Below are 22049 nucleotides of genomic sequence, written 5' to 3' on the forward strand. Positions count from 1 at the left end.
AAATAGCCCGCTCATTTCACAAAGTCTATTTGTCGTTTGTATCAATAATAATAGTCACAGGTCCGTCATTGGTCAGTGTTACTTTCATATCTGCACCAAACTCTCCTGTTTCAGTCGGAATGCCGATTTCTTTCAGCTGTTTATTGAACATCTCATATAAAGGAATCGCTGTTTCAGGTCGAGCCGCTTCGATGAAACTTGGACGGTTGCCTTTTTTTGTATCTGCATACAATGTAAATTGTGAAATACTTAAAATACTGCCACCAATCTCCTGCAAACTAAGATTCATCTTACCTTGATCGTCTTCAAATACACGTAATTTGCTGATTTTCCGAACAAGATAGTCTACATCTTCTTTCGTATCCTTTGCATGAATCCCTAGTAAAATCATAAACCCTTGATCGATTTTACCAACAACCTTGCCTTCTATTTGCACCTGCGCCTCTGTTACTCGCTGAATGACTGCTTTCATCTGCTCGCCTCCTAGCCATTGGTTCGACGGACGTTGTACACATCCGGTATATTTTTGATTTTATCAACGATCGTTTTTAAATGAGACAAGTTTTGGATTTTAACTGTCACATGGATCATCGCCATTTTATTTTTGGTTGGTTTTGCCTCAACGCTAACAAGATTTTTAGTCATCGAACTGATTACCTGTAACACATCATTCAGTAACCCGCTGCGGTTGTACCCGTATATTTCTAAATCGGCATCATATTCTTTATTTAGATTTTCAGTATCTTCCCATTCTACTTCAATCAAACGTTGTGCCAATTCTTCTTGATGCTGTACGTTTGGACAGTCTGCACGATGGATAGAAACCCCACGACCTTTGGTAATATAGCCAACGATCTCATCTCCTGGAACGGGATTGCAGCAGCGGCTGATCCTGATCAACAGATTTTCTACCCCTTGGATCACGATGCCGCCTTCATGACGGACTTTCATTTTATCAGATTCTTTTTTGACAGGCTGGGTCATCAATTCTTCTGCTTCTTGCTTTTGGCGCTCCATTTCCTGCTCTTTACGTTCTTTTTCTGTTAGTCGGTTGAAAACGACTTGAGCACTGATTTCTCCATAGCCGACAGCAGCATATAAATCATCTTCTGTTTGAAAGTTAAAACGCTCCAAGGCTTCAGCCAGCTTCGTCTTACTCAAAAATTCTTTTGGAGCAAAGCCATGTTCTGTCAAATATTTACTAATCGCATCATGTCCTTTGATGATATTGACTTCTCTATCTTGGACTTTGAAAAATCGTTTGATTTTATTTCGCGCCTTACTTGTCGCTACCATTTTGAGCCAGTCACGGCTTGGTCCAAATGAATTTGGCGAGGTCAAAACTTCAATGATGTCACCATTTTTCAAGGTATAGTCCAGCTGAACCATTTTGCCATTGACCTTAGCACCTGTCGTTTTATTTCCGATTTCGGTATGCACGCTGTACGCAAAATCAAGCGGTCCTGAGCCTTTTGGCAGCTCTGTCACTTCTCCGGTCGGTGTAAATACATAGACCTTATCACTGAAAATATCTCCTTTGACACTTTCCATAAACTCAGATGCATCATAGCTTTCATCTTGAAGCTCCAAGATTTCACGGAACCAGCTCAATTGTTTTGAATCAGAATCTTCATCAACTTTTTCAGTTTTTCCTTCTTTATAAGCCCAGTGAGCAGCAACCCCGAATTCAGCGATTTGATGCATTTCGTGTGTTCTGATCTGCACCTCGACTGGATTACCTTTAGGTCCGATCACTGTTGTATGGATCGATTGATACATATTCGCTTTCGGCATAGCAATATAATCTTTAAAACGTCCCGGCATCGGTGTCCATTTGGTATGGATCGCTCCTAAAACAGCATAACAATCCTTGATCGAATCCACGATCACACGAATCGCCAGTAGATCATAAATCTCATTAAATTGTTTCTTTTGGTCTTTCATTTTGCGATAGATGGAATAAATGTGTTTTGGACGTCCATAAATTTCTGCGTAAATATCTAGATCCTCAGTGGCAAGACGAATATCTTCAACTGCCTCTTCAACATAAGCTTCCCGTTCTTCCCGCTTGCTTTGCATCAAATTGACGATTCGATAATATTGATTTGGGTTGATATAACGTAACGCAGTATCTTCTAATTCCCATTTGATCCTGCTGATCCCTAAGCGGTGAGCAAGTGGTGCATAGATTTCAATCGTTTCCTGAGCGATCCGGCGCTGCTTATCTTCTCTTAAATGTTTAAGTGTCCGCATATTATGCAGGCGGTCAGCTAATTTCACCATGATCACGCGTAGATCCTGAGCCATCGCCAAAAGCATCTTTCGATGGTTTTCAGCTAATTGTTCTTCGTGAGATTTGTATTTTATTTTCCCAAGTTTCGTCACGCCGTCGACTAACATCGCTACATCTGCACCGAATTCATCTTGTAAATCTTCTAGTGTTACGTCTGTATCTTCCACAACATCATGTAAAAAACCAGTAGCAACTGTATGTGGATCCATTCTAAGTTCAGCTAAAATACCTGCAACCTGAATTGGATGGATAAAGTAAGGTTCACCAGATTGCCTTACTTGACCTTCGTGCGCTTTTTCTGCATAGTCATGTGCTTTTTGCACAAACGCGACATGCTTTGGCGCCATATATTTTGATACAAGTTTGATGACTCCTGGTCCTGTCATAATTTCTTCTTTTGGCATGATTCTCACTCCTTGGGCTCTTACAGCCGTCTATTCCAGTACTTTATTTATGTAAATGACTAGCGATTAAAAAAAGAAAAGTACCACTTGAAACAGTAGCACTTCCAACACTTATTATTATACTAAAATTCTCTAAATTTTCAATTCCTCATATTCTAATCCCACTTAGAGATCAGCGGTAAAATCTCTCGACCATTACTAAGACCTATTCGAGAAGCTCCTGCTTGGAACAATAACTCCATCTCCAGCAATGTTGGTGCCTTTACATTGACTTGAAACACTCTTTGACTTTTGACTCCTGATCTGAAAATACTCATATCGTATAAGGCTTCTTTCATAGATAAATCCAGCCCAATAGACATAAATTTTACATCCTCCATTTTAGCAAGATCTATCGTCAATTGTTGTTTCTGGTACTCATTCAACTGACTGCTATCGATAAAAAAGCCTAAACCATCATGTCCAAATGCTAAAGGTGCCAATGTTTGGTAGCTTTGATGTCCGCCAAAAGTCAGTTGATCAGGTGTCATCGCCACAAAAACTTCGGATGCACCTTCTCGATAAAGTTTTCCAGTTTCAAAGGCCTTCTTAGCTAATGTTCCTCCACCCAAAGGAAAATCAGTAAAACTGCCGATCCGAATCCTTGTTCCTGTCAATAACTGCTTTGCACGAGCAACATTGCACGGTAAAACAAAGATTGAATGAATCGAAAAATCTTTTAGAAAAAGAAGTTCATCTGTTAATTGCTGATCCGTAAGTGTAGGGTCAAGCAACATAATTGATAGTTTTTCCAGTTCTAACTCCATAAATACCCCCTCAAACCTTACACTAATTCGAATTGATAACTGATTGCACTCAAAGCATATAAAGGTGCTGTTTCTGCACGTAAAATCCGCGGACCTAATCCGCATAAGATTCCGCCATTTTTTTCAAACGCTTCGATTTCTTCCGGAGCAAAACCGCCTTCCGGCCCGAAAACAAGCAAAATCGAATCCCCGATTTTCGTTTCAGCCAATGCTTGAGCGAAACGATTTTTTTCCCCTGTTTTTGCGGATTCTTCATAGGCGATCAAGATCTTATCATAGGCAGAAAAAGAGTCGATCAATTCTAGCTTATTTTCTAATAATACAATATCCGGCGCAAACTGGCGATGAGATTGCTCGGCAGCTTCTGTTGCGATCTTTTTAAATCGTTCAGCTTTTTTGACTAATTTTTTATGATCCCATTTGACAACAGAGGTTTTTGCGGGAAACGCTACGAATTTATGAACACCCAATTCTGTCGTCTTTTGGACAACCAGATCTAATTTATCTCCTTTAGGAAAACCACAAGCAATCGTCACATTGACAGGTAATTCTTTTCCGCCCTGTTCTTTGCTGACTTCTTTTAAACGAACAGCATCTTCCGTCACCTCTGTAATTTCTGCAATAAGTGCAATTCGATCACTGAACACAAGATAAACTTGCTGTGTCGGCTCCATACGCATCACTCGGATCATATGATGATAATTTTCCCCAGTGATTTCATAGTGTTCTCTTACTTCATAAGGCTCTGTCATGAAATAACGCTGCATCTTATTCTTCCTCTGTTTTCTTTAAAATAATCGCATACCAGTCACCTTGTTGGAATATCTGATCCACTAGAAAACCGACAGCTGTCATTCGTTCGATCACCATCGCTTTTTTATCTTGAATGATTCCTGAAACAATCAATGTTCCGTCATTTTTCAATAAACGAAAAGCATCTTCCACCATTAAAACAATAATATCCGCTAAAATATTTGCAACGATCACGTCTGCTTCGATCGTTACATTATTGAGTAAATCATTCGCTGAGACGTAAACATCATCAGCAACTGGATTAAGCGCCATATTTTCTTTAGCTGCAGTCACTGCAACATCATCTAAGTCAAATGCATGGACTTCTTTTGCGCCTAAATACTTACTAGCAATACTTAATACTCCAGAGCCTGTACCTACATCAAGCACTGTCTCTCCACCACGCAAAACTGTTTCCAATGCTTGCAAAGTCAAACGAGTGGTTGGATGGGTCCCTGTTCCAAAAGCCATTCCAGGATCTAACGTGATGATCTTTTCTGCAGTATCTGTTGTCTCGTATTTTTCCCAACTTGGGACGATCGTTAGAAAACGAGTCACACGTACAGGATGATAATATTTTTTCCACGCTGTAGCCCAGTCGCTTTCTGCTACCTCGCTGATCAGCATTTCATTCTTGCCGATACTCAAGCCAAATTCCGGTAAGCGTGCGATACTTTCTTTGATAAAGGGCAAAATTTCTGGTAAAAAAGTTGTTTCAGGAAAGTAAGCCATTACTAAAGCACCCTCTTTGATATGCGTAAACTGTTCTTTATCTAAAAGTTCACCATACAAATCGCTTTGAAAATTTTCAACATCCAATGCATCTTCGATCGCTACGCCGCTTGCACCAGCTTCCATCATGATATTTGAGATTGCCTCTACTGCTTCACTAGCTGTTTCTACTTTTACTTCCGTCCATTTCATAAACACACCTCTTTAATAGCTTGGATAAGCGATATATGTATCGCCATCAGCTGTTTGATAGTTTTGTACTGCTTCATTAAATGCTGTATCAGACCATTTCAATTCAAAAATCTCTTGTTCTTCATCTGTCAAAAAATCTAATAAGTCACTTTGACCTTCGTTTAAGACTTCATTTAAGTAATCAACAAGACCATCTAAAATAGATTGCTTGATTCCTTTTTTTCCTTCATATGGAATCACAGCTAGATAATCTTCTTCATCCACTACGCTCTTTTCAGGATTGAATAATAAAATACCATCTTCAAATTCAATGATCTCCTCTTCTGACAGGGTTCCTGAAGCATCATCGATTTGTTCATGTGCACTATTTTCAGCAAATAAACGGAAAACGACTTCGATTGAATGATTTTTAGTATTCCAGTCAAGAGCTACATCGTATTCTGTGATTTTCTTTGTTAATTGTTGATCCAAATAAGTCAATATTGTTGGTTTTTTCATTCTATTTCTTCCTTCCAGCCAAACGTTTTTTGATCGATATCACTTCTTTTTTGTTTAGAGATATAAGGATTTCCAGAAACTACATATCTCAAAGGTAATTCTGTCCAAATTCCTTTATTGGGAATGCCGATTCTAGGAAGGGCCATAATTTTTTTCGGCTGTTTTCTTTTTTCAGGAACGATCCGAAGTGTACTGTCAAAGATCGATTGTCCATATGAATCTTTGGTAATACCTAAGGCACTGACTAATTTTCCTGGACCGTTTGATAGCTCCGCACCTTTTCTACCATTACGATTCGCTTCCATTAGTTCAAGCCCTTCGACAGGTTCGATCGCCCGGATCATGACTCCTTGCGGTATGCCTTTATCTTTTGTGACCATATTCAAGATCAAATGGGTGTGCATCGTATATAAATAGATTGTTCCTGGTTTCTCATACATCGCCCTTAATCTAGGTGTTTTTCGTAGCCCAAAGCTGTGGGCTGCTTCGTCATCAGGCCCCAAATAAGCCTCTGTATCCACAATATAGCCGGCTAGTGTACCTGCTTCTGTTTTATGCTCTAAATACATGCCCAATAAAAACTGAGCGATCTCTTCTGTTGTTTTTGTATTAAAAAAATGGATCGTTTCATTCATTATTTTTCACCACTTTCTATCATACACGAAATAGCTGTCATTATCCATTGAACAACGAACAATTCGTGTGATAAATCAATAATTTCTCTCTATAAATCATCTGAATTCCAGCCGATAACAAACATACGTTCTTTATGGTATAATAGTAAGCATAGAACGAAAAAGGAGGTTCAACGATGCAGCAGCCTTTAGCTTATCGTATGCGTCCGCGCAACTTAGATGAAGTTGTAGGACAAGAACATCTTGTCGGTCCTGGAAAAATCATTCGTAGAATGGTTGAAGCAAAAATGCTATCATCAATGATTTTGTATGGTCCTCCTGGAACCGGAAAAACAAGTATCGCTAGTGCTATCGCCGGCTCTACAAACTATGCATTTCGCATGTTGAATGCCGCAACAGATACAAAAAAAGACTTGCAGATCGTCGCAGAAGAAGCAAAAATGAGCGGCACTGTGATTTTACTTTTAGATGAGGTACATCGCTTAGATAAAACAAAACAAGATTTCTTGTTGCCCCATTTAGAAAACGGCCGTATCATCATGATCGGCGCAACAACTGAAAATCCTTATATTACGATCAATCCGGCGATCAGAAGCAGAACACAAATTTTTGAAGTCAAGCCTTTAAACGAAACAGATATTCAAAAGGCAATCAACGATGCTTTAGCTGATAAAGAGCGCGGTTTAGGAGATTATCCTGTATTATTAGAAGACAAAGCCCTTCAGCATCTATCTCGTGCTACTAACGGCGACCTGCGCAGTGCTTTAAACGGCTTAGAGCTTGCTGTAAAATCGACACCTGAAACAAAGGAAAAAAAAATCGATATCACTCTTTCGATCATAGAAGAATGTGTTCAAAGAAAAGCTTTGACTCATGATAAAGATGGTGACGCACATTATGATGTTATTTCCGCTTTTCAAAAATCGATTCGCGGCAGTGATGTCGATGCTGCTCTCCATTATTTGGCCCGCTTAGTTGAGGCTGGTGACTTACCGATCATCTGCAGGCGTTTAATGGTCATCGCTTATGAAGACATCGGTCTTGGTAACCCGGCCGCGGCGGCACGAACAGTCACTGCAGTTCAAGCAGCTGAAAAGCTAGGCTTTCCGGAAGCACGGATCCCTTTGGCAAGTGTCGTTATCGATCTTTGTTTATCTCCTAAATCAAATTCAGGGATCAATGCGATCGATGCCGCACTGGCAGATATACGAGATGGAAAAGCAGGAGAAGTTCCTAACCATCTGCGGGATAGTCACTATTCTGGTGCAAAAGATTTACAACGCGGGCTTGGCTACAAGTACCCACACAATTTTGAACATGCTTGGGTCGATCAGCAATATTTGCCTGACAAAATAAAAAATGCTCATTATTATGAACCAATAGATACAGGAAAGTACGAACAGGCTTTACACCAGCAGTACCAACGGATCTTGGACTGGAAAAAAGCCGATAAAAAAACAAAATAAAACAGGCTGAAATTCAAGCTCTCTCGTTGCTGTTTAAATCATGTTGTGCTATTATAAAGATGGTAAATCTGTGATGTGCGCGTTGTCTTTTTTGTGTGTTGACCGAACATTTTATTGATATCTTGGGATCCTTCTGGTACCTAAGCTGGTAACATGCCTTATCATTTGGTAGTTCGAAGCTGTCAGTCGTGGAACCCACCTGCTTTGTTTGCGGGTTCAATACTATAGGACGAATAACGGCATCGACGGATTTTCCTTTTTTATTAGCTAGTTGAACAATTTGCTCTAGTGCAAATTGTTTTTTCTTTGATGGAGGTTATATAGTGATTCGCCTACTTATCTTTGCATCTGTTGTTTTACTCGTAGTCATCAGTGTTTTCTTATTAAAGAAATCCTCTGTATTTTTGCCCTTGATGCCAAACGATGATCCTGACGAAAATAGACAGTTTCTACACCAATTCGGCGTATTCTATTTGATACTGGCCGCCATTGGTCTTTTAGTAGGGATCGTCAATTTGACATTTTTTTCTTTATTTTACATATTCGGATTACTTGTTATTTCAACTGTATTCAGTGTGATGCTTGCCAAGAAGATTCTTTGATGATTCTTCTTTTTTTGTTTTCTTTTTTAACGATTTTGCTTTACAATTAAACTATAGAGACCGATAAATACATTTTTTAGTTTCACTACTACTGTCTACTATGAGAAGTATACAGCGTGCTTGTTGCTTGCTCATAAAAATATTCGCTGTTTTTTTACAGCACCGCTTATCTGCAGTAATTAAGTGCAGGAGCGAAAGGAGTGGTCAAAATGTTACAAAATTATCGTAAAATCATGGTCGCCGTAGATGGATCGACAGAAGCAGAACTAGCTTTTCAAAAGGCTATGAACGTCGCAATGAGAAATGATGCAGAATTGCTACTTGCTCATGTGATCGATACACGTGCTTTTCAATCTGTTTCATCTTTTGATGGTGTTTTAGCTGAGCAGGCAACTGAAATGGCAAAACAAACACTCGAAGGATATAAAAAACAAGCGAAAGAGCATGGCTGCGAAAAAGTTTCTAGTATTATCGAATATGGCTCACCAAAACCTTGGATCGCAAAACAAATTCCTGAAGACCAAGGCGTAGATTTAATCATGCTGGGTGCTACTGGACTTAATGCTGTGGAACGATTATTTATAGGTTCTGTTTCAGAATACGTTATACGTCACGCAGCATGCGATGTCTTAGTCGTAAGAACAGATTTAGAAAATAAAGTTCCTGTGGATCAGGATGACAAATAGTTTCTTCCTAAAAGAAAACCACCATTCGGCAAGCGAGTGGTGGTTTTTTATTTTTACTTATTTTATTATCTTAAACGTTCAACATCACGTGCGATCATCAATTCTTCATCCGTTGGAATCAATAGTACTTTCACTTTAGAATCGTCTGTTGAGATCACTGATTCTTTTCCACGAACGTTGTTCTTATCAGCATCTAACTCACAACCGAACCAAGTCATGCCTTTGATGACTTCACTACGGACATGTGCGTCATTTTCACCAATACCAGCAGTAAAGACAATCGCATCAACACCATTTAATACTGTGACATAGCTTCCGATATACTTACGGATGCGGTCAGTAAAGATATCATAAGCTACTTGAACTGCTTCTTTATCCATATTTGCTTCTAGATCACGCATGTCACTAGAGATACCTGTCAATCCTAAAAGTCCTGATTGTTTATTTAAAATATTGATCATATCTTTGATATCAGTCAATTCTAGTTTTTCCATCAAGTAAGCTAGTAATGAAGGATCGATATCTCCAGAACGAGTACCCATCGTTACTCCTGCAAGTGGTGTAAAGCCCATTGATGTATCAACAGATTTTCCGCCATCGACCGCTGTGATCGAAGCACCATTTCCTAAATGGCAAGTGATGATTTTTAGTTCTTCAATCGGACGACCAAGCATTTCGGCAGCACGGTGAGCAACATATTTGTGGCTTGTTCCATGCGCACCATATTTACGTGCTGAGAATTTTTCATAGTATTCAGTTGGAATACTGTATAAGAAATTATGTTTAGGCATCGTTGTATGGAAAGCTGTATCAAAAACCGCTACACTGATGATATCAGGTAAGATTTTTTTGAATGCTTTGATTCCCATAGCATTTGCAGGATTGTGTAATGGAGCAAGATCAGCTAATTTTTCGATTTTTGCTAAAACATCATCATCGATCACAACTGAATCTTTGAAGTCTTCTCCACCAGCAACCACACGGTGTCCAACACCAGTGATTTCATCATAAGAAGATAGAATGTTCAATTCAATCAATTTGTCCAATAACATTTTTACGGCAACATCATGATCATTGATATCCACGATTTCTTCATATTTTTCATCGTTTCCATATTTGATTGTAAAGATCGAATCATTCAAACCAATTCGTTCAACGATCCCTTTAGCAACGACTTCTTCCGTTGGCATTTGGTATAATTGCCATTTTAAACTTGAGCTTCCTGCATTGATTGCAATTGTTTTAGACATAATACTCTCCTCTTTTATCGGTTGTTTTATTTTAAATTTGAAGACTTCCAAGCCTCAAATTGTTGAAAAAATTGTGTCACTTTTGCTGGATCTTTCAATGAGCCTAATTTTGCTATCAGAACTTCTTTTGCCTGTTCACTATGCTCACCTTTATTTTGGACAACTAAGATACTTTTTCTAGACTGAGCAGATTTGAATAATTCATCTGGTAATTGAATCATTCCCTGCAGATAGACATTCTTTTGAATCCAGTTCTTAAAGAACACACTTTGTTCCGTTTCTAAAATATTCGTAGGAATCAAAAATAATCCGTATCCATCCGGCTTGACATATTTCATCGCCTGCTCCATCAATAGATGATGTGCATAGCTATGTCCTTCTTCTGCTGCGGAATCAAAACCAGCTGCTTTTTCATCATTCGGGTAAAAGCCCACGGGGAGATCACTCAAAGCAACATCAACTGGATCGATCAATAAATCCTGCAGTCCATCTTGGTGAAATAACTGGATCGCAGCTTGTGTCCACTCGTTATTTGTTGCAGAAACTGCCAACAATGTATCATCGATATCTACACCAAAGCCGGTGACATCATACTTAGCCAATGACAAATTAAGGACAACTGTCAATAAAAGATTCCCCATACCTGCGGCGATGTCCAGAGCCTTCAATGATTGATCCTGATCGTACAGTTGTTCGATCAAGTAGACGAATAAAAAGCCAATACCATCTGGTGTCAATTGATGATTTGCTTGTAAGGACTCTGTTTTATTCCCTTTTAGTAAAATCAACTGGGATAATCGTCTGATTTCTTCTGGAGTTAAATCGATCGCTTTTAATTGTTGATAAATGGTTTTTAGTTGTTGGACTGTCTGCTCATCCGGTACTCCATCGAGAATACGCACTTGGTAATCATCGATGATATTCTCACCATTTTCAATATACGCATCTAAAAAAGAAGTGTCTAAGGATCGTTGAAGTAATTGAATCGATTGTTCCATTAATTCGAAAGCCTTTTCTATTTTCTCAGAGAACAAAAATAACACCTCTATTTCCATCTATAGTATAACAATTTTCATACCTGTTCTATTTTAACGAAAAAAGATCTAATAATCAATCAATTTCCCAACAATATTTGTAAAAGCTTGTTTTATAACTGTTCTTTTTCTGTCGCTCTTGATTGGCTTTTTAAAATTGAAACTAAAGAACCTTTCTGTATCAGTCGATTTACACATAGTTTGATACACATTTCACAAAAAACATTCATTCACTGATATCTGTTTTTTCCTTCGACACTTGAGGTTGATATACTTCATTAAACGTGTAAGTCGTATGATTCATCTTAACAACGATAGTAAGTGTTTGCTGAGCGTAACTGTATGTTAAATGACCAGCTGAAAATTCCTGAGTTCCTTTCGGGTCATGGTGGTCGCTTTTTTGTTTTACTTCGGCGAGAAACATACTGACCATTGTTTTAGCAATATAATAGTCTTTAGTTTTTTGCGAAAATTGCTGTGCCAGTTTAAATTCTTCTAGTACTAGTAAAAATAGAAAACTGGACAAAAAAACCAAAAGCAATGACGTCAGTAATATCCCACCTTTATAGCCCTTTTTCATTTGTCTTGATCATTGACCATCTTGCACTATATTGCTGTCCATTTTTAAATACTGCACGAATAACCACAAAATCATCCTCCTCTTTGAAATCAGCCTCATGAACATCGATCAACAATGGCTGATAACCACCATTATCAACTTTGACGATTTTTCCTAATTTATATTCGATCCAAATGTCTCTTTCTTTTTTGGGATTTTCATAAATCATCTTATTCCCTTGAATTACTTTGAACGCACAGCCGGCTAGCTCATTTTCCAACTGAATGACAAAAATATGCCATTCTTTTTCTTTCTCACTTTTTAAGATTTCAGATACAACTTTCGCATGTTTTATTGCAGCAGAAAAAAGCAAGCAGATAATAGATAATAAAAACAACGCTAACAAACATTCAATTAAGGTGAAGCCCGCGTATTCTTTATTTCTGTTCAAGGGAAAACTGTTCTTTAGCATCTGTAATCACCACTTTGTCTATTTTGTTCTTCGTCTTATATATATAAAACGAGTATGTTCGACCATTAAGTTGAACTTTTTTTTGCATAGCTCCGCCATGATTTTCATAGCCCTTCATTTCTTCATAGAGTATTCGATGTAACGTTAGCTCATCGGTTGCTTTTGCTTTCTTAGATAATAAAAAGGTACTTGATGACATAAAAATCCCGACAATAATTCCCATGATCCCAAACGAAACTAGGCCTTCCAATAAGATGTATCCTTTATAATCGATTGATTTTTTTGACATAGCGACCACTTCCTAACTGAAATTGAAACTCGATCGATTGTTTTTTGTCCGGCCAATCATAAGTGAATTTTGCCAATTTCCCATTGTTTCCAGATATCGCTTTAAAGACGATTTTATTTGGTCCAGAAGCGTTTAAATCTGTTGGAACAGATAAATGAATTGGTTCATTTTCTGAAATGATAAAGTATAGCTGTTGTTGTTCTTCTTCAAAGACGATCTGTGTGTCCGTCATCTTAATAATTGCCATTTGCTGTGTAAACAGTAACTGTTTTTCAAAGGTCGATAGAAATTGTTCTATTTCTATCATATGCTGCCAGCGCTCAATTGAAAGTGTTGGCAGCAACATAAAAAATGTGCACACAAATACTACTACAAGTGATTCGATCAATGTAAATCCCTTTAACATTTTCTTCTTCATTTTTCACTTGTTTGGTATTTTTCATACTGTTCTTGAGTAATATATTCCTCTTTCAATAGTTGCTCGACAGTCGGCGTCTGATTCTTCTCCATCATATAAAGATCTATCTGTGTTTCAACGATTTTGACGATTGCTTCATTGCCTTTTTTATCCACACCTTCTTTATGTTTTGAAAGATTTGGAACAAATAGCAAAATTAAAATAGAAATAATCAACAGAACAACCAGCATCTCTAATAAAGTAAAACCACTGTAGTTGATTCGTTTCTTTTTTTTGGTCATAAATATTCCTCCATTCCACCGTAAATCGGTAATAACATTGCAGCATAGATACCCACTACCATCAAAGCAACAAGTAAAAAAATCACAGGTTGGATCAATTGGATCATTTTTTCAACTCGTCTAAAAAATTGCTGCCAACATAACTCACTGTATACGATCAATTCTTTACCTAAATTTCCTTTTACCTCTCCTTGCTGGATAATCAAAGCTAATTCAGATGAAAAAAACGGAAATGCTCTTAACTGATCGTAAAAAGTAGTACCAGCCAAAGCTTTTGTCTCAATTTCTTCTGCAAGCTCATACATCAGAGATCGCTGGCTTGTCGTTTTCATCAATCGAAGAACATTCTTGATCTCTAAACCTTGTGCGAATAATTTTCCCCACTCAAGTGCAAAGAAAGCTGAACAGTATTTTTTATACAAGCTTCCTATAAAAGGCAGTCTGGAAAAAAATAGCGCCTTTTCCAAAAATGTTTTCTTTCTAAAGTGAAGATAATATGTGCCTATGACAAAAAAGCTACATAACAGCAATCCAATGACATAATAGGGGCTTTGCTGAATGAATTGAATACCTGGATTTTTAGCTTGAACCGTCCCGTTGACTAATAGTTGCGGCAGTAAAATTTGTCTGATACTGATCAAGACTACAGATAAAAAAACTAAAAGCAGAACAGGATAACTCAATACCTTAAATAAATGTTGCTGCTGTTTATCTGCAACAAGAGTATGATCTTTGATTTTATCTAATGTTCCTGATAGATCTCCATGAGCTTGAGCAAATTCTATTTGAGTTATGATCGTCGTTTTGAATCCTAGATAAGCTAAGCCTGAGTAAAATTGATCTCCTCGTTCCATCGTAGCAGTCAAATAATTGAGTGCTTCTTCTGGAATAGAACGTGACTTCTTCATAAAAAGTAAACTCTCTTGTATAGTAAATCCATTTCTTAATAAATCTGCTAAAAGCTGAATAAAAAAATTTTGCCGTCTTTTCGACAACTTATTGCTCTTTTTCTTCTTCAAATGTTCGATCATCAATAAAGCCATACGCCCAAACCTTTCTAAGTTGTTTTTCCCAATTAGAAACATTTTTTTTAGAAAAATCATAATCTAACAATAGTCCGCTGATATCTTGTTGTTTCATTCCTTGAACAAACAACAAGCGTTGATAGATGATTCCTGTGATACATTCTGCTGCTTCTTTTTCCTTTACACCAAGCTCTTTTAACCGTTCATAAACACCCGTAGTACTTCTTGCATGGATCGTCGCAAAAACAGTATGTCCCGTCAACGCAGCTCTGATCGCTGCTTGAGCCGTAGAACGATCCCTGATTTCGCCAATGATCAAAATATCCGGCCGATGGCGCAAACAAGCTTTGATCAGCGCATCATAGGTTAGATCGATCTTATCGTTCGTCTGCAATTGAAGAAATGTTTGCTCCTCCAGTTCTACCGGATCTTCGATTGTGATGACTTGCTGAAAGCGATCCGTTTCTTTTGCTAATTTGTACATCAACGTAGTTTTACCTGAACCAACTGGACCACAAAAAAGATGCAGTCCGCGTCTGTGGACCTGTTTACGAATATCCGATAATTGCCTAGGTAAAAAATAATTCTCCTGACTATTACCAAATTGATGCAAAAAACGAATGACCAAACTTTCTCTTTGACAAAAATCTCCCACAGTCGATAAACGTAAACGCACAACTTTATCATTACTGATCCTGTATGTAACAGCTCCGACCTGAGCTTTACGTTTCTCACCAACATCCATACTTCCAATAAATTTAAAGTGAAAAATCAATTTTTCCCCTTCTTGTTCATCAAGCTCTTGAAACACCAGTTTGTTGTAGCCTTTTCTGGCAAATACTTGTATCTTCTGCTCAACTGGTAAAATATAAATATCCTGTAAATGTTCTGATACGCCCCATTCAATTAATTTTAGAGAAAGCTCCTTAATATCCATTTTTCCCCTCCTTACAGTAATATACGCAAAAAAGATAAATAGTATCGAAAAAAAACGAGTGCGAACAAAACTAAAAATCAGTTTTGTTCGCACTCTAAAACATAATAAACGCTGAAAAATGAAGCAATTACTCCACTTTGTTCCGATCATACTAATCCCTAAAAGAATTGAAGGATTTGGGTCTCAGAGCTTGACACTTCTATCCCTTTCTCCCCTCATCTTCATATCTCTATAATCACTAGTCATTAAAAAGCAAAAAAAACTGCAAATGTCGAAAATCAACATTTACAGCTTATCAAGAGTTCTGATGCACTATCTTCCCCAAAATAGTTTATCGTTTTGATATACTCATTATACTAAAAAAAATGGTCGAATAACTTTCAGAAATTATGAATTTTATTAAAATTTTTGAGAAAAATAAGCTCCTGCTTAAAAGGGATAAGCAGGAGCCATGCTTTATCATTTAAAATAAAGACTTAGATCATATCTATTATACCTGATAATCTTTGATATTTCTCTCGAATTTTTGATATAAAGAACTAAATTTTTGACAAAACTAGTGTTTTAATCCATTTTTCTAGATATTTTCTTATTAAAATAGTAAACGGGAATGCCTAACAATGTAATACCGATCCCAATACTTGCTAAAATCGTTTGGGTGAATAAAGTTGTAATCAAAATGAATAACCCACCGAGGATCGCAATCATTGGAACGATTGGATACAACGGTACTTTGTAGGGTCTCAACAGCTCTGGTTCTCTTTTTCTTAAGATCAAAACAGCAGCAAAAATCAAAATACTAAATAGCCACATAACAAAAACCAGAATGTCTGTCAGTAGATCGAAGCTTCCCAAAAACATCATAACAGCAGCAATACTAAATTGAAATAGACCTGCGACATAAGGAACCACAAACTGTTTAGATAACTTTTTAAAGTGTTTACTGAAAGGAATCAGCCCTTCCAACGCTAAAGCGTAAGGAACACGGATCCCTGTCATTGTATACCCATTCAATGCTCCATATACTGAAATCAAAATACCGATCGTAACTATTTTTCCGCCAACAGAACCAAAAATTTGATTCGCTACATCAGACGCCGCGTTCAAATTACCTGAAATTTGTTGAATTGGCAGTGTTTTTAGGAAAACAAAATTGATCAGGACATAAACAATCGTAATAAAGGTCAACCCTAAAAAGATTGCTTTAGGTAAATCTTTTTCTGGTCTTTTCATTTCTCCTGCAACTGCACCAACACCTAACCATCCATCGTAGGCAAACATTGTGGCTAATAAAGCGCCGCTTAAAGCTTGAATAAACCCAGTATTGCCACCCGAACGAATAGGAAATAGCGACACTTCAGTGACTGCCGGCATAAATAATCCAACGAGTACGATCAATGCGATGGGAACCATCTTGATTATTAATGTGAATGATTGCAAGTTTGATGCTATTCTAGTTCCTAACAAATTGACGATCGTCACGCTTAATCCTGTACCAATCGCTATTGGTAATAGTAGATTATCGGATAAATGAAATAAGTGAAGAAATTGTGTACTAAAAATAATCGAGAGTGCTGCTATATTGGCAGGAAAATAAATCACACTTTGTGCCCAGCCCAATAAAAAACCTGGTAATTTTCCATATGTATATTCAATATATTTAACTGCTCCACCGGTTTTAGGAATAGCTGTTGCTAGTTCTGCACTAGTCAATCCAGCACAAAGTGTCAAGAAGCCTCCTAATATCCAAGCAAAAATCGTCAAGCTTGACGATTGGGCAAAGCTTACCACGCTAGCTGTTTTAAAAAAAACACCCGCACCAATAACTGTTCCCATAACCGTTGAAAAAGCGCCAAATAATGAAATTTCCCGCTTTAATTGATTTTCTTCCATAACCATCCTCTTTCCATCTTGTATATTATCCTTTAGTATAGCTTTTCTTCATTTAATTTCAAGTATTTTAAAAAACAAAAAAGAGAGTGAAACAAAACTAAAAATCAGTTTTATTTCGCTCTCTAGTCCCAAATAATCGATGAGAAAAAAGCAGCCGTCCAGAGATAAACGCTTTTATCTCAGTCTCAACAAAAGATAGAGTATTTATCCTTGACCATAATATGCGTTCACACCATGTTTTCTAAAGTAGTGTTTATCCAGTAAATATTGCGGAATCGGAAGAATGTTTTTATTTACGATTTCTGTGACTTCCGCCATTTCTGCTATTTCATCTAAAACAATACTATTTTCGACAGCTTTTTGAGGTGTTTTTCCCCAAGTAAACGGTCCGTGTCCATAAACTAAAACACCAGGTACTGCCATTGGATCGATTCTTTCTTTTGTGAATGTTTCAATGATCACTTTACCTGTCTCGAGTTCATATGCGGATTCTACTTCTTTTGAAGTCAATTGCCGCGTGCAGGGAACAACACCATAAAATGTATCTGCGTGTGTCGTTCCATAGGCTGGTATTCCTCGCCCTGCCTGCGCCCACATAACCGCATTTTTTGAATGCGTATGTACAACTGAATTGATCTCTTTAAAGGCCTTATATAATTCAAGATGCGTCTCTAAATCTGAAGACGGCTTCAACGCACCTGCTAATACATGTCCTTCTAAATCTGTGACTACCATATCATCAGCTTCCATTTGTCCATACGGTACACCACTAGGTTTGATGACAACGATACCTGTTTCTCGATCGATCTCACTGACATTGCCCCAAGTCAGCTTAACTAATCCTGCATCGGGTAAAGCCAAATTTGCTACAAATACTCGTTCCTTCATTTCCTTGATCAATTGTTTGTTCATCTTAATACCCCGCCTCCTTCAAATAAGGAATAAGAAATTTTTTCGCCTGCTCAATCTCTTTTTCAGGCGTTTCGCTTGTTTCACTCCACATTTCGATCAAAAATGGACCATTATAATCTAATTGCTTCAGTGTTTTTAAACAGCCTAAGAAATCCACACATCCGCTGCCAAAAGGAACTTCTTTAAATTTACCTGAAAATGTTTCTGTCACAGCAAGTGTGTCCTTTAAATGGATACAAGTAATTTGGTCGATACCAAGCGCCAATTCATACCCAACATCATTTTCCGGCCAAGCTGACAAATTACCTAAATCTGGATACACTTGCAGATACGGTGAGCGAATTTGCTCCTTGATCTTTAGAAACTTAGTAATTGAATTGATAAACGGATCATCCATGATCTCAATAGATAAGACAACTTCTTTTGCAGCGGCGATCGCTACTGCTTTTTTCAAATTTTCAATAAAAAAAGCTCTTGAAGTTACTGTTTTTTCTTCATAGTAAACATCGTAGCCCGCTAATTGAATCGTACGGATCCCTAAGTCAGATGCCAAATCAACTGCTTTTTCCATCAAAATAAGTGCCTGTGAACGTTTTTCCTTATCCTGAGAACCAAAAGGAAAACGTCGATGACCGCTTAAGCAAATCGAAAGAATCTGAATACCAGTTTCTTCAATAGCTACTCTGATTTCTTGTCGCTCCTCTTTCGTCCAGTCCAATCGTTTCAGGCGTTCATCCGTCTCATCGATCGACATTTCAACAAAATCAAAACCTAATTTTTTAGCGAGCTGTAATCGTTCTAACCAGCTGATATTTTTGGGAAGTGCTTTTTCATAAATACCTAGCGTCGTCATTCGTTCACCCCCAAATACGTTCGATTTCAGCTTGAAATTCTTGAGCCGCCTGCTTCGGTTTTTCAGCTCCTGTAATTCCCCGTCCTGTAATAAAAGTATATACATCAAGCCCTTCAAATAATTGCAGTGTTTCAACAGTTAAGCCTCCTGTGACGGAAACACGAAATCCCATTTCAATTAATCGTTTGACTTTTACTAAGTCTTTTTCACCCCAAGTTTCGCCCGCTAAAAGAGCGTCTCGACTTTGGTGATAAATTGCTTGTGAAATGCCCGCGTCAAGCCATTTTTGTGCTTGTTCATATGTCCAATCACCATACAGCTCAACCTGAACTTCCTCTATCTCTTTTGCAGCAGCTGACATGGTAGGCACTGTAGCACAACAAATCACCGTCATCCAGTCTGCACCAGCAGTGCGACAGTTAGCAGCAACGGTTCCACCAGCATCGGCACATTTGGTATCCGCCACAACTTTTTTATCCGGATATAATGCACGAATACAACGAATGGCTTCTTCTCCTACCTGTAAACATAGAATCGTTCCTACCTCTAAGATATCTACAATATCTCCTACTTCTTTTACATCTTTTAATGCATTTGGTAAATCAGAATGATCCAAAGCAATTTGCAAATTTGGTCTCGTCATATCGTTTCTCCTTACTTCGTAATAGTTGGAGCAACATCAAATATTCATGTTCCATTTTCAGTTGCTCCAACTTCTTATGTCAAAATTTTTTATCTTAATCAGTTATTTGAATTTAGCTGCTAAATCTGTTTCCTGAACACGTTCACTGATTTCTTTTGCTGACATTACATTTTTTACTCCTACAACAGTGATTCCTTTTTTCTTAGCATCTTCAAACATATTTAAAAAATTCATTGGACAAAACACGACATCATATTGACCAGCAGTACTTTTCCCTTCTGAGATTGCACAGTGATGAATGTTTGTGATCGTAAATCCTAGCTCTTTTAATGCTTTTTCCACGCTTTTTTTCATCATCAAACTTGTTCCAGATCCATTTGCACACGATACTAATACTCTCATTATTATTTCCTCCTCATGTTGTTACGCATTTTTTGTACCCATTTCTTTTACATATTCGTCATAATCTTCCGCAATCAAGAAATAGCCTTTGGGATTTGCCCGATATTGAAGCTGCGGGATAGCTAGCAGTGCAACAACGACTAAAGCAATACCAAAATAGCCGAGATACTTCATTACGACCGTCATGATCGGCCAAACTGTTGCCCAGTCAAACATGCCAATATATCCGCCATATTGGGAAAGTCCAATAAATGTAGCGATCAGTGCAGATCCCAGAACTTGGATCACACCTGAGATAAACGGAAACAGGCAAGCTGCTTTAAACCCACCGCGATTATTTGCATAAACTGCAATTACTGCATTATCAAAGAACAGTGGAATAAAACCAGCAATAACAACAGTCGGTGACTTGAATAAAATCAATAGACCGATCGTGATAAACTGACCTAAGGCGCCAAATAAAAAGCCAATCGTTACTGCATTCGGCGAACCAAATCCAAATGTTGCTGCAACATCGATCCCTGGAACCGCGCCCGGAAGTAACGTGTTGGAAATGCCTTGGAAAGATTCTGTCAGTTCCGAAACAAACGTCCGCACACCTAGTTGCAAGATAGCTAAATAAACAGCAAAGTACAGTGCAGTTTGTAAAATATAGAAAAGAAAACTTTGTCCTTCAACCATAAAACCAGCTTCTATCAAATAGGCAGGTCCCAATACAATCAAAATAACTCCGAAGAAAAATAGCATCAAAATAGATGTTGCAACCATGTTTTCATTGAAAATAGACAGGAAGCCCGGCAATTGGACATCTTCCAACTTACGATTATTTTTATCCTTCTTCATTTTTTCAGCAAGTCGAGCAAAAATATAAACACCAAACATCTGTTGATGCGCGATCGCAAAACCTGCTCCTTCTGTTAGATCTTGTGTGATATCTACTGTCAAATTAGAACCGACTGCCCAATAACAGCCTAATATAAGACCCATGATCAATAGAATCGGCAGTTGTCCTAAACTCGGAAAACAGAATAATAAAATCCAAAATGCGGTAGCTGCTTGTTGAATCTGAACATTTCCAGTCGTAAAAACGGCACGTAATTTGGTATATTTCTTAAAGCGGACTAATAAAATATTCATGACAAAAGCAATCAGCAGCAAAATCATCGTGTCACTAAAGGTTCGCCCGAATGTTTCTTCAATCCCTGCAGTCACTGCGTTTTGTCCAAAGTATGGATCGATGACCATGGCATCTAGATCAAAACGTTCCTTTAAACCTACAAGGATCGGGCGGAAGTTATTAACGAGCCCTCCAGAACCGACAGTTAGAATCAGGTATCCTACGGTGGCTTTTAAAAACCCTGCAATACTTTCATAGATCGGTTTTTTCAATAAGATATAGCCTAAAAGAACAATAAATCCAATCAAAAAGGCTGGCTGAGTCAAAATATTCGCTGCAAAATAGTCCCAAATCCCTAATAGAAAATCCAACACCTGTTTCATTCATTTCCCTTCTTTCTACATATCGAACGTCATCATTACCTTCTCATAATCTGCAATCGTCTCAATCTCCATCAGTGCTTCAATCAATCCATCCGTCATCAACATCTCAGAAAGATTAGAGATATTTTCTACATGCTCATCACTATTTTTGGCAGCTAATGTAAAAAATAGAGACGCATTTTTTTCTGGATTTCCCTCTTCGAACACAACTTCATCTTTCATTTTTGTAAATGATATTGCTGTTCCCAAAACACCTTGACTATCTTCTGAAGAATGAGGCATCGCCACTCCTGGAACAATGACAATATATGGACCATATTTTTTCACGCAATCCACGATTTCATCTACATATTGCTGAGTGATCATTTTTTTTTCTAGCAGTGTCTGACAGCTAAGGACGACCGCTTCCTCCCAATTTGAAGGGCTTTCTTCGCAAAAACGAATGAGGTCATTATCATAAAAATACTTTAACATT

General features: G+C 37.8%; 25 protein-coding genes, 1 other RNA gene and 1 pseudogene. 4 read left to right on the forward strand and 23 right to left on the reverse strand.

Annotated elements, in window-relative coordinates:
• Window positions 1-25: 25 nt before the first annotated feature.
• The 7 genes and pseudogenes from dtd to IGI58_RS02495 form a co-directional block, all read right to left on the reverse strand.
• The gene (gene dtd / locus IGI58_RS02465) at window positions 26-472 is read right to left on the reverse strand and encodes a D-aminoacyl-tRNA deacylase (RefSeq protein WP_429954601.1); all 447 of its coding nucleotides are present in this window, start codon (window positions 470-472) and stop codon (window positions 26-28) included.
• A gap of 11 nt (window positions 473-483) precedes the next feature.
• A complete protein-coding gene (locus IGI58_RS02470) occupies window positions 484-2697 on the reverse strand; it encodes a RelA/SpoT family protein (protein WP_087641220.1) in 2214 nt (737 codons plus the stop codon).
• 155 nt (window positions 2698-2852) lie between these two features.
• A complete protein-coding gene (locus tag IGI58_RS02475; RefSeq protein WP_429954599.1) occupies window positions 2853-3503 on the reverse strand; it encodes a deoxyribose-phosphate aldolase in 651 nt (216 codons plus the stop codon).
• Window positions 3504-3520: 17 nt separating this feature from the next.
• Window positions 3521-4270, reverse strand: coding sequence for a 16S rRNA (uracil(1498)-N(3))-methyltransferase (locus IGI58_RS02480; protein ID WP_429954597.1), 750 nt, complete (start codon window positions 4268-4270; stop codon window positions 3521-3523).
• Window position 4271: 1 nt separating this feature from the next.
• The gene (prmA, locus tag IGI58_RS02485; protein WP_087641217.1) at window positions 4272-5219 is read right to left on the reverse strand and encodes a 50S ribosomal protein L11 methyltransferase; all 948 of its coding nucleotides are present in this window, start codon (window positions 5217-5219) and stop codon (window positions 4272-4274) included.
• Between the two features lie 12 nt (window positions 5220-5231).
• On the reverse strand, window positions 5232-5717 hold the full coding sequence (locus IGI58_RS02490) for a DUF3013 family protein (protein ID WP_225534274.1): 486 nt from the start codon (window positions 5715-5717) through the stop codon (window positions 5232-5234).
• Window positions 5641-6352, reverse strand: a pseudogene (locus IGI58_RS02495) (DNA-3-methyladenine glycosylase). The gene IGI58_RS02490 and the pseudogene IGI58_RS02495 overlap by 77 nt, the downstream one beginning before the upstream one ends.
• Window positions 6353-6528: 176 nt before the next feature.
• Here IGI58_RS02495 and IGI58_RS02500 point away from each other — a divergent pair.
• From IGI58_RS02500 to IGI58_RS02515, 4 genes are all read left to right on the forward strand, one after another.
• Entirely contained in the window at window positions 6529-7818 is a 1290-nt protein-coding gene (locus IGI58_RS02500) for a replication-associated recombination protein A (protein WP_429954595.1), read from the forward strand.
• A gap of 62 nt (window positions 7819-7880) precedes the next feature.
• Window positions 7881-8074, forward strand: a non-coding RNA gene (gene ssrS / locus IGI58_RS02505) — 6S RNA.
• A gap of 67 nt (window positions 8075-8141) precedes the next feature.
• Window positions 8142-8420 carry a hypothetical protein gene (locus IGI58_RS02510; RefSeq protein ID WP_225534272.1) on the forward strand — a complete coding sequence of 93 codons (279 nt, stop codon included), beginning with the start codon at window positions 8142-8144 and terminating at the stop codon, window positions 8418-8420.
• A gap of 209 nt (window positions 8421-8629) precedes the next feature.
• Window positions 8630-9106, forward strand: a complete 477-nt coding sequence (locus IGI58_RS02515; protein ID WP_087641213.1) for a universal stress protein — start codon at window positions 8630-8632, stop codon at window positions 9104-9106.
• A 65-nt stretch (window positions 9107-9171) separates the two neighbouring features.
• On the opposite strand, the gene IGI58_RS02520 is transcribed toward IGI58_RS02515, so the two are convergent.
• The 16 genes from IGI58_RS02520 to IGI58_RS02595 form a co-directional block, all read right to left on the reverse strand.
• Entirely contained in the window at window positions 9172-10356 is a 1185-nt protein-coding gene (locus IGI58_RS02520) for an acetate kinase (protein ID WP_087641212.1), read from the reverse strand.
• A 26-nt stretch (window positions 10357-10382) separates the two neighbouring features.
• Window positions 10383-11390 carry a class I SAM-dependent methyltransferase gene (locus IGI58_RS02525; RefSeq protein ID WP_429954592.1) on the reverse strand — a complete coding sequence of 336 codons (1008 nt, stop codon included), beginning with the start codon at window positions 11388-11390 and terminating at the stop codon, window positions 10383-10385.
• Window positions 11391-11616: 226 nt separating this feature from the next.
• On the reverse strand, window positions 11617-11970 hold the full coding sequence (gene comGG / locus IGI58_RS02530) for a competence type IV pilus minor pilin ComGG (protein ID WP_429954589.1): 354 nt from the start codon (window positions 11968-11970) through the stop codon (window positions 11617-11619).
• Window positions 11954-12421: a competence type IV pilus minor pilin ComGF gene (gene comGF / locus IGI58_RS02535; protein ID WP_429954587.1), complete on the reverse strand. Its 468-nt coding sequence runs from the start codon at window positions 12419-12421 to the stop codon at window positions 11954-11956. The genes comGG and comGF overlap by 17 nt, the downstream gene beginning before the upstream one ends.
• Window positions 12387-12710, reverse strand: coding sequence for a competence type IV pilus minor pilin ComGE (gene comGE, locus IGI58_RS02540; protein WP_429954585.1), 324 nt, complete (start codon window positions 12708-12710; stop codon window positions 12387-12389). The genes comGF and comGE overlap by 35 nt, the downstream gene beginning before the upstream one ends.
• Window positions 12685-13116: a competence type IV pilus minor pilin ComGD gene (comGD, locus tag IGI58_RS02545; RefSeq protein WP_429954583.1), complete on the reverse strand. Its 432-nt coding sequence runs from the start codon at window positions 13114-13116 to the stop codon at window positions 12685-12687. Before comGD ends, comGE begins: the two co-directional genes overlap by 26 nt.
• An 8-nt stretch (window positions 13117-13124) precedes the next feature.
• The gene (gene comGC, locus IGI58_RS02550) at window positions 13125-13409 is read right to left on the reverse strand and encodes a competence type IV pilus major pilin ComGC (RefSeq protein WP_429954581.1); all 285 of its coding nucleotides are present in this window, start codon (window positions 13407-13409) and stop codon (window positions 13125-13127) included.
• On the reverse strand, window positions 13406-14512 hold the full coding sequence (gene comGB / locus IGI58_RS02555; protein WP_429956310.1) for a competence type IV pilus assembly protein ComGB: 1107 nt from the start codon (window positions 14510-14512) through the stop codon (window positions 13406-13408). The genes comGC and comGB overlap by 4 nt, the downstream gene beginning before the upstream one ends.
• The gene (gene comGA, locus IGI58_RS02560) at window positions 14406-15371 is read right to left on the reverse strand and encodes a competence type IV pilus ATPase ComGA (RefSeq protein WP_429954579.1); all 966 of its coding nucleotides are present in this window, start codon (window positions 15369-15371) and stop codon (window positions 14406-14408) included. The genes comGB and comGA overlap by 107 nt, the downstream gene beginning before the upstream one ends.
• Before the next feature lie 564 nt (window positions 15372-15935).
• Window positions 15936-17264 (reverse strand): APC family permease, encoded by a 1329-nt coding sequence (locus IGI58_RS02565; protein WP_429954577.1) that lies wholly within the window; start codon window positions 17262-17264, stop codon window positions 15936-15938.
• A 204-nt stretch (window positions 17265-17468) separates the two neighbouring features.
• A complete protein-coding gene (locus tag IGI58_RS02570; protein ID WP_429954575.1) occupies window positions 17469-18176 on the reverse strand; it encodes an L-ribulose-5-phosphate 4-epimerase in 708 nt (235 codons plus the stop codon).
• A 1-nt stretch (window position 18177) separates the two neighbouring features.
• Complete coding sequence (locus tag IGI58_RS02575) at window positions 18178-19029, reverse strand: L-ribulose-5-phosphate 3-epimerase (protein ID WP_429954573.1); 852 nt, start codon at window positions 19027-19029, stop codon at window positions 18178-18180.
• 4 nt (window positions 19030-19033) lie between these two features.
• Window positions 19034-19672, reverse strand: a complete 639-nt coding sequence (locus IGI58_RS02580) for a 3-keto-L-gulonate-6-phosphate decarboxylase UlaD (RefSeq protein WP_429954571.1) — start codon at window positions 19670-19672, stop codon at window positions 19034-19036.
• A gap of 102 nt (window positions 19673-19774) precedes the next feature.
• Window positions 19775-20074 (reverse strand): PTS sugar transporter subunit IIB, encoded by a 300-nt coding sequence (locus IGI58_RS02585; RefSeq protein ID WP_087641199.1) that lies wholly within the window; start codon window positions 20072-20074, stop codon window positions 19775-19777.
• Window positions 20075-20095: 21 nt separating this feature from the next.
• Entirely contained in the window at window positions 20096-21574 is a 1479-nt protein-coding gene (locus tag IGI58_RS02590; RefSeq protein ID WP_429954569.1) for a PTS ascorbate transporter subunit IIC, read from the reverse strand.
• A 15-nt stretch (window positions 21575-21589) separates the two neighbouring features.
• Window positions 21590-22048: a PTS sugar transporter subunit IIA gene (locus IGI58_RS02595; RefSeq protein ID WP_429954567.1), complete on the reverse strand. Its 459-nt coding sequence runs from the start codon at window positions 22046-22048 to the stop codon at window positions 21590-21592.
• Between the last annotated feature and the right edge of the window lies 1 nt (window position 22049).

Source organism: Enterococcus sp. AZ020 (genome assembly GCF_050499205.1).
Taxonomy (GTDB): Bacteria; Bacillota; Bacilli; order Lactobacillales; family Enterococcaceae; genus Enterococcus_L; species Enterococcus_L dunnyi.

What these genes read in the sequence shown, in the direction of transcription:
- dtd (WP_429954601.1), bottom strand. Translation starts at nt 472, where the DNA reads ATGAAAGCAGTCATTCAGCGAGTAACAGAGGCGCAGGTGCAAATAGAA.
- comGA (WP_429954579.1), bottom strand. Translation starts at nt 15,371, where the DNA reads ATGGATATTAAGGAGCTTTCTCTAAAATTAATTGAATGGGGCGTATCA.
- IGI58_RS02570 (WP_429954575.1), bottom strand. Translation starts at nt 18,176, where the DNA reads ATGAACAAACAATTGATCAAGGAAATGAAGGAACGAGTATTTGTAGCA.
- comGB (WP_429956310.1), bottom strand. Translation starts at nt 14,512, where the DNA reads ATGATTTTTCTAAAAAAAATGTTTCTAATTGGGAAAAACAACTTAGAA.
- IGI58_RS02515 (WP_087641213.1), top strand. Translation starts at nt 8,630, where the DNA reads ATGTTACAAAATTATCGTAAAATCATGGTCGCCGTAGATGGATCGACA.
- IGI58_RS02595 (WP_429954567.1), bottom strand. Translation starts at nt 22,048, where the DNA reads ATGTTAAAGTATTTTTATGATAATGACCTCATTCGTTTTTGCGAAGAA.
- comGD (WP_429954583.1), bottom strand. Translation starts at nt 13,116, where the DNA reads ATGTTAAAGGGATTTACATTGATCGAATCACTTGTAGTAGTATTTGTG.
- IGI58_RS02565 (WP_429954577.1), bottom strand. Translation starts at nt 17,264, where the DNA reads ATGGAAGAAAATCAATTAAAGCGGGAAATTTCATTATTTGGCGCTTTT.
- IGI58_RS02520 (WP_087641212.1), bottom strand. Translation starts at nt 10,356, where the DNA reads ATGTCTAAAACAATTGCAATCAATGCAGGAAGCTCAAGTTTAAAATGG.
- IGI58_RS02470 (WP_087641220.1), bottom strand. Translation starts at nt 2,697, where the DNA reads ATGCCAAAAGAAGAAATTATGACAGGACCAGGAGTCATCAAACTTGTA.
- IGI58_RS02500 (WP_429954595.1), top strand. Translation starts at nt 6,529, where the DNA reads ATGCAGCAGCCTTTAGCTTATCGTATGCGTCCGCGCAACTTAGATGAA.
- prmA (WP_087641217.1), bottom strand. Translation starts at nt 5,219, where the DNA reads ATGAAATGGACGGAAGTAAAAGTAGAAACAGCTAGTGAAGCAGTAGAG.
- IGI58_RS02590 (WP_429954569.1), bottom strand. Translation starts at nt 21,574, where the DNA reads ATGAAACAGGTGTTGGATTTTCTATTAGGGATTTGGGACTATTTTGCA.
- comGC (WP_429954581.1), bottom strand. Translation starts at nt 13,409, where the DNA reads ATGACCAAAAAAAAGAAACGAATCAACTACAGTGGTTTTACTTTATTA.
- IGI58_RS02585 (WP_087641199.1), bottom strand. Translation starts at nt 20,074, where the DNA reads ATGAGAGTATTAGTATCGTGTGCAAATGGATCTGGAACAAGTTTGATG.
- IGI58_RS02475 (WP_429954599.1), bottom strand. Translation starts at nt 3,503, where the DNA reads ATGGAGTTAGAACTGGAAAAACTATCAATTATGTTGCTTGACCCTACA.
- IGI58_RS02575 (WP_429954573.1), bottom strand. Translation starts at nt 19,029, where the DNA reads ATGACGACGCTAGGTATTTATGAAAAAGCACTTCCCAAAAATATCAGC.
- IGI58_RS02490 (WP_225534274.1), bottom strand. Translation starts at nt 5,717, where the DNA reads ATGAAAAAACCAACAATATTGACTTATTTGGATCAACAATTAACAAAG.
- comGF (WP_429954587.1), bottom strand. Translation starts at nt 12,421, where the DNA reads ATGCTAAAGAACAGTTTTCCCTTGAACAGAAATAAAGAATACGCGGGC.
- IGI58_RS02580 (WP_429954571.1), bottom strand. Translation starts at nt 19,672, where the DNA reads ATGACGAGACCAAATTTGCAAATTGCTTTGGATCATTCTGATTTACCA.
- IGI58_RS02480 (WP_429954597.1), bottom strand. Translation starts at nt 4,270, where the DNA reads ATGCAGCGTTATTTCATGACAGAGCCTTATGAAGTAAGAGAACACTAT.
- comGE (WP_429954585.1), bottom strand. Translation starts at nt 12,710, where the DNA reads ATGTCAAAAAAATCAATCGATTATAAAGGATACATCTTATTGGAAGGC.
- comGG (WP_429954589.1), bottom strand. Translation starts at nt 11,970, where the DNA reads ATGAAAAAGGGCTATAAAGGTGGGATATTACTGACGTCATTGCTTTTG.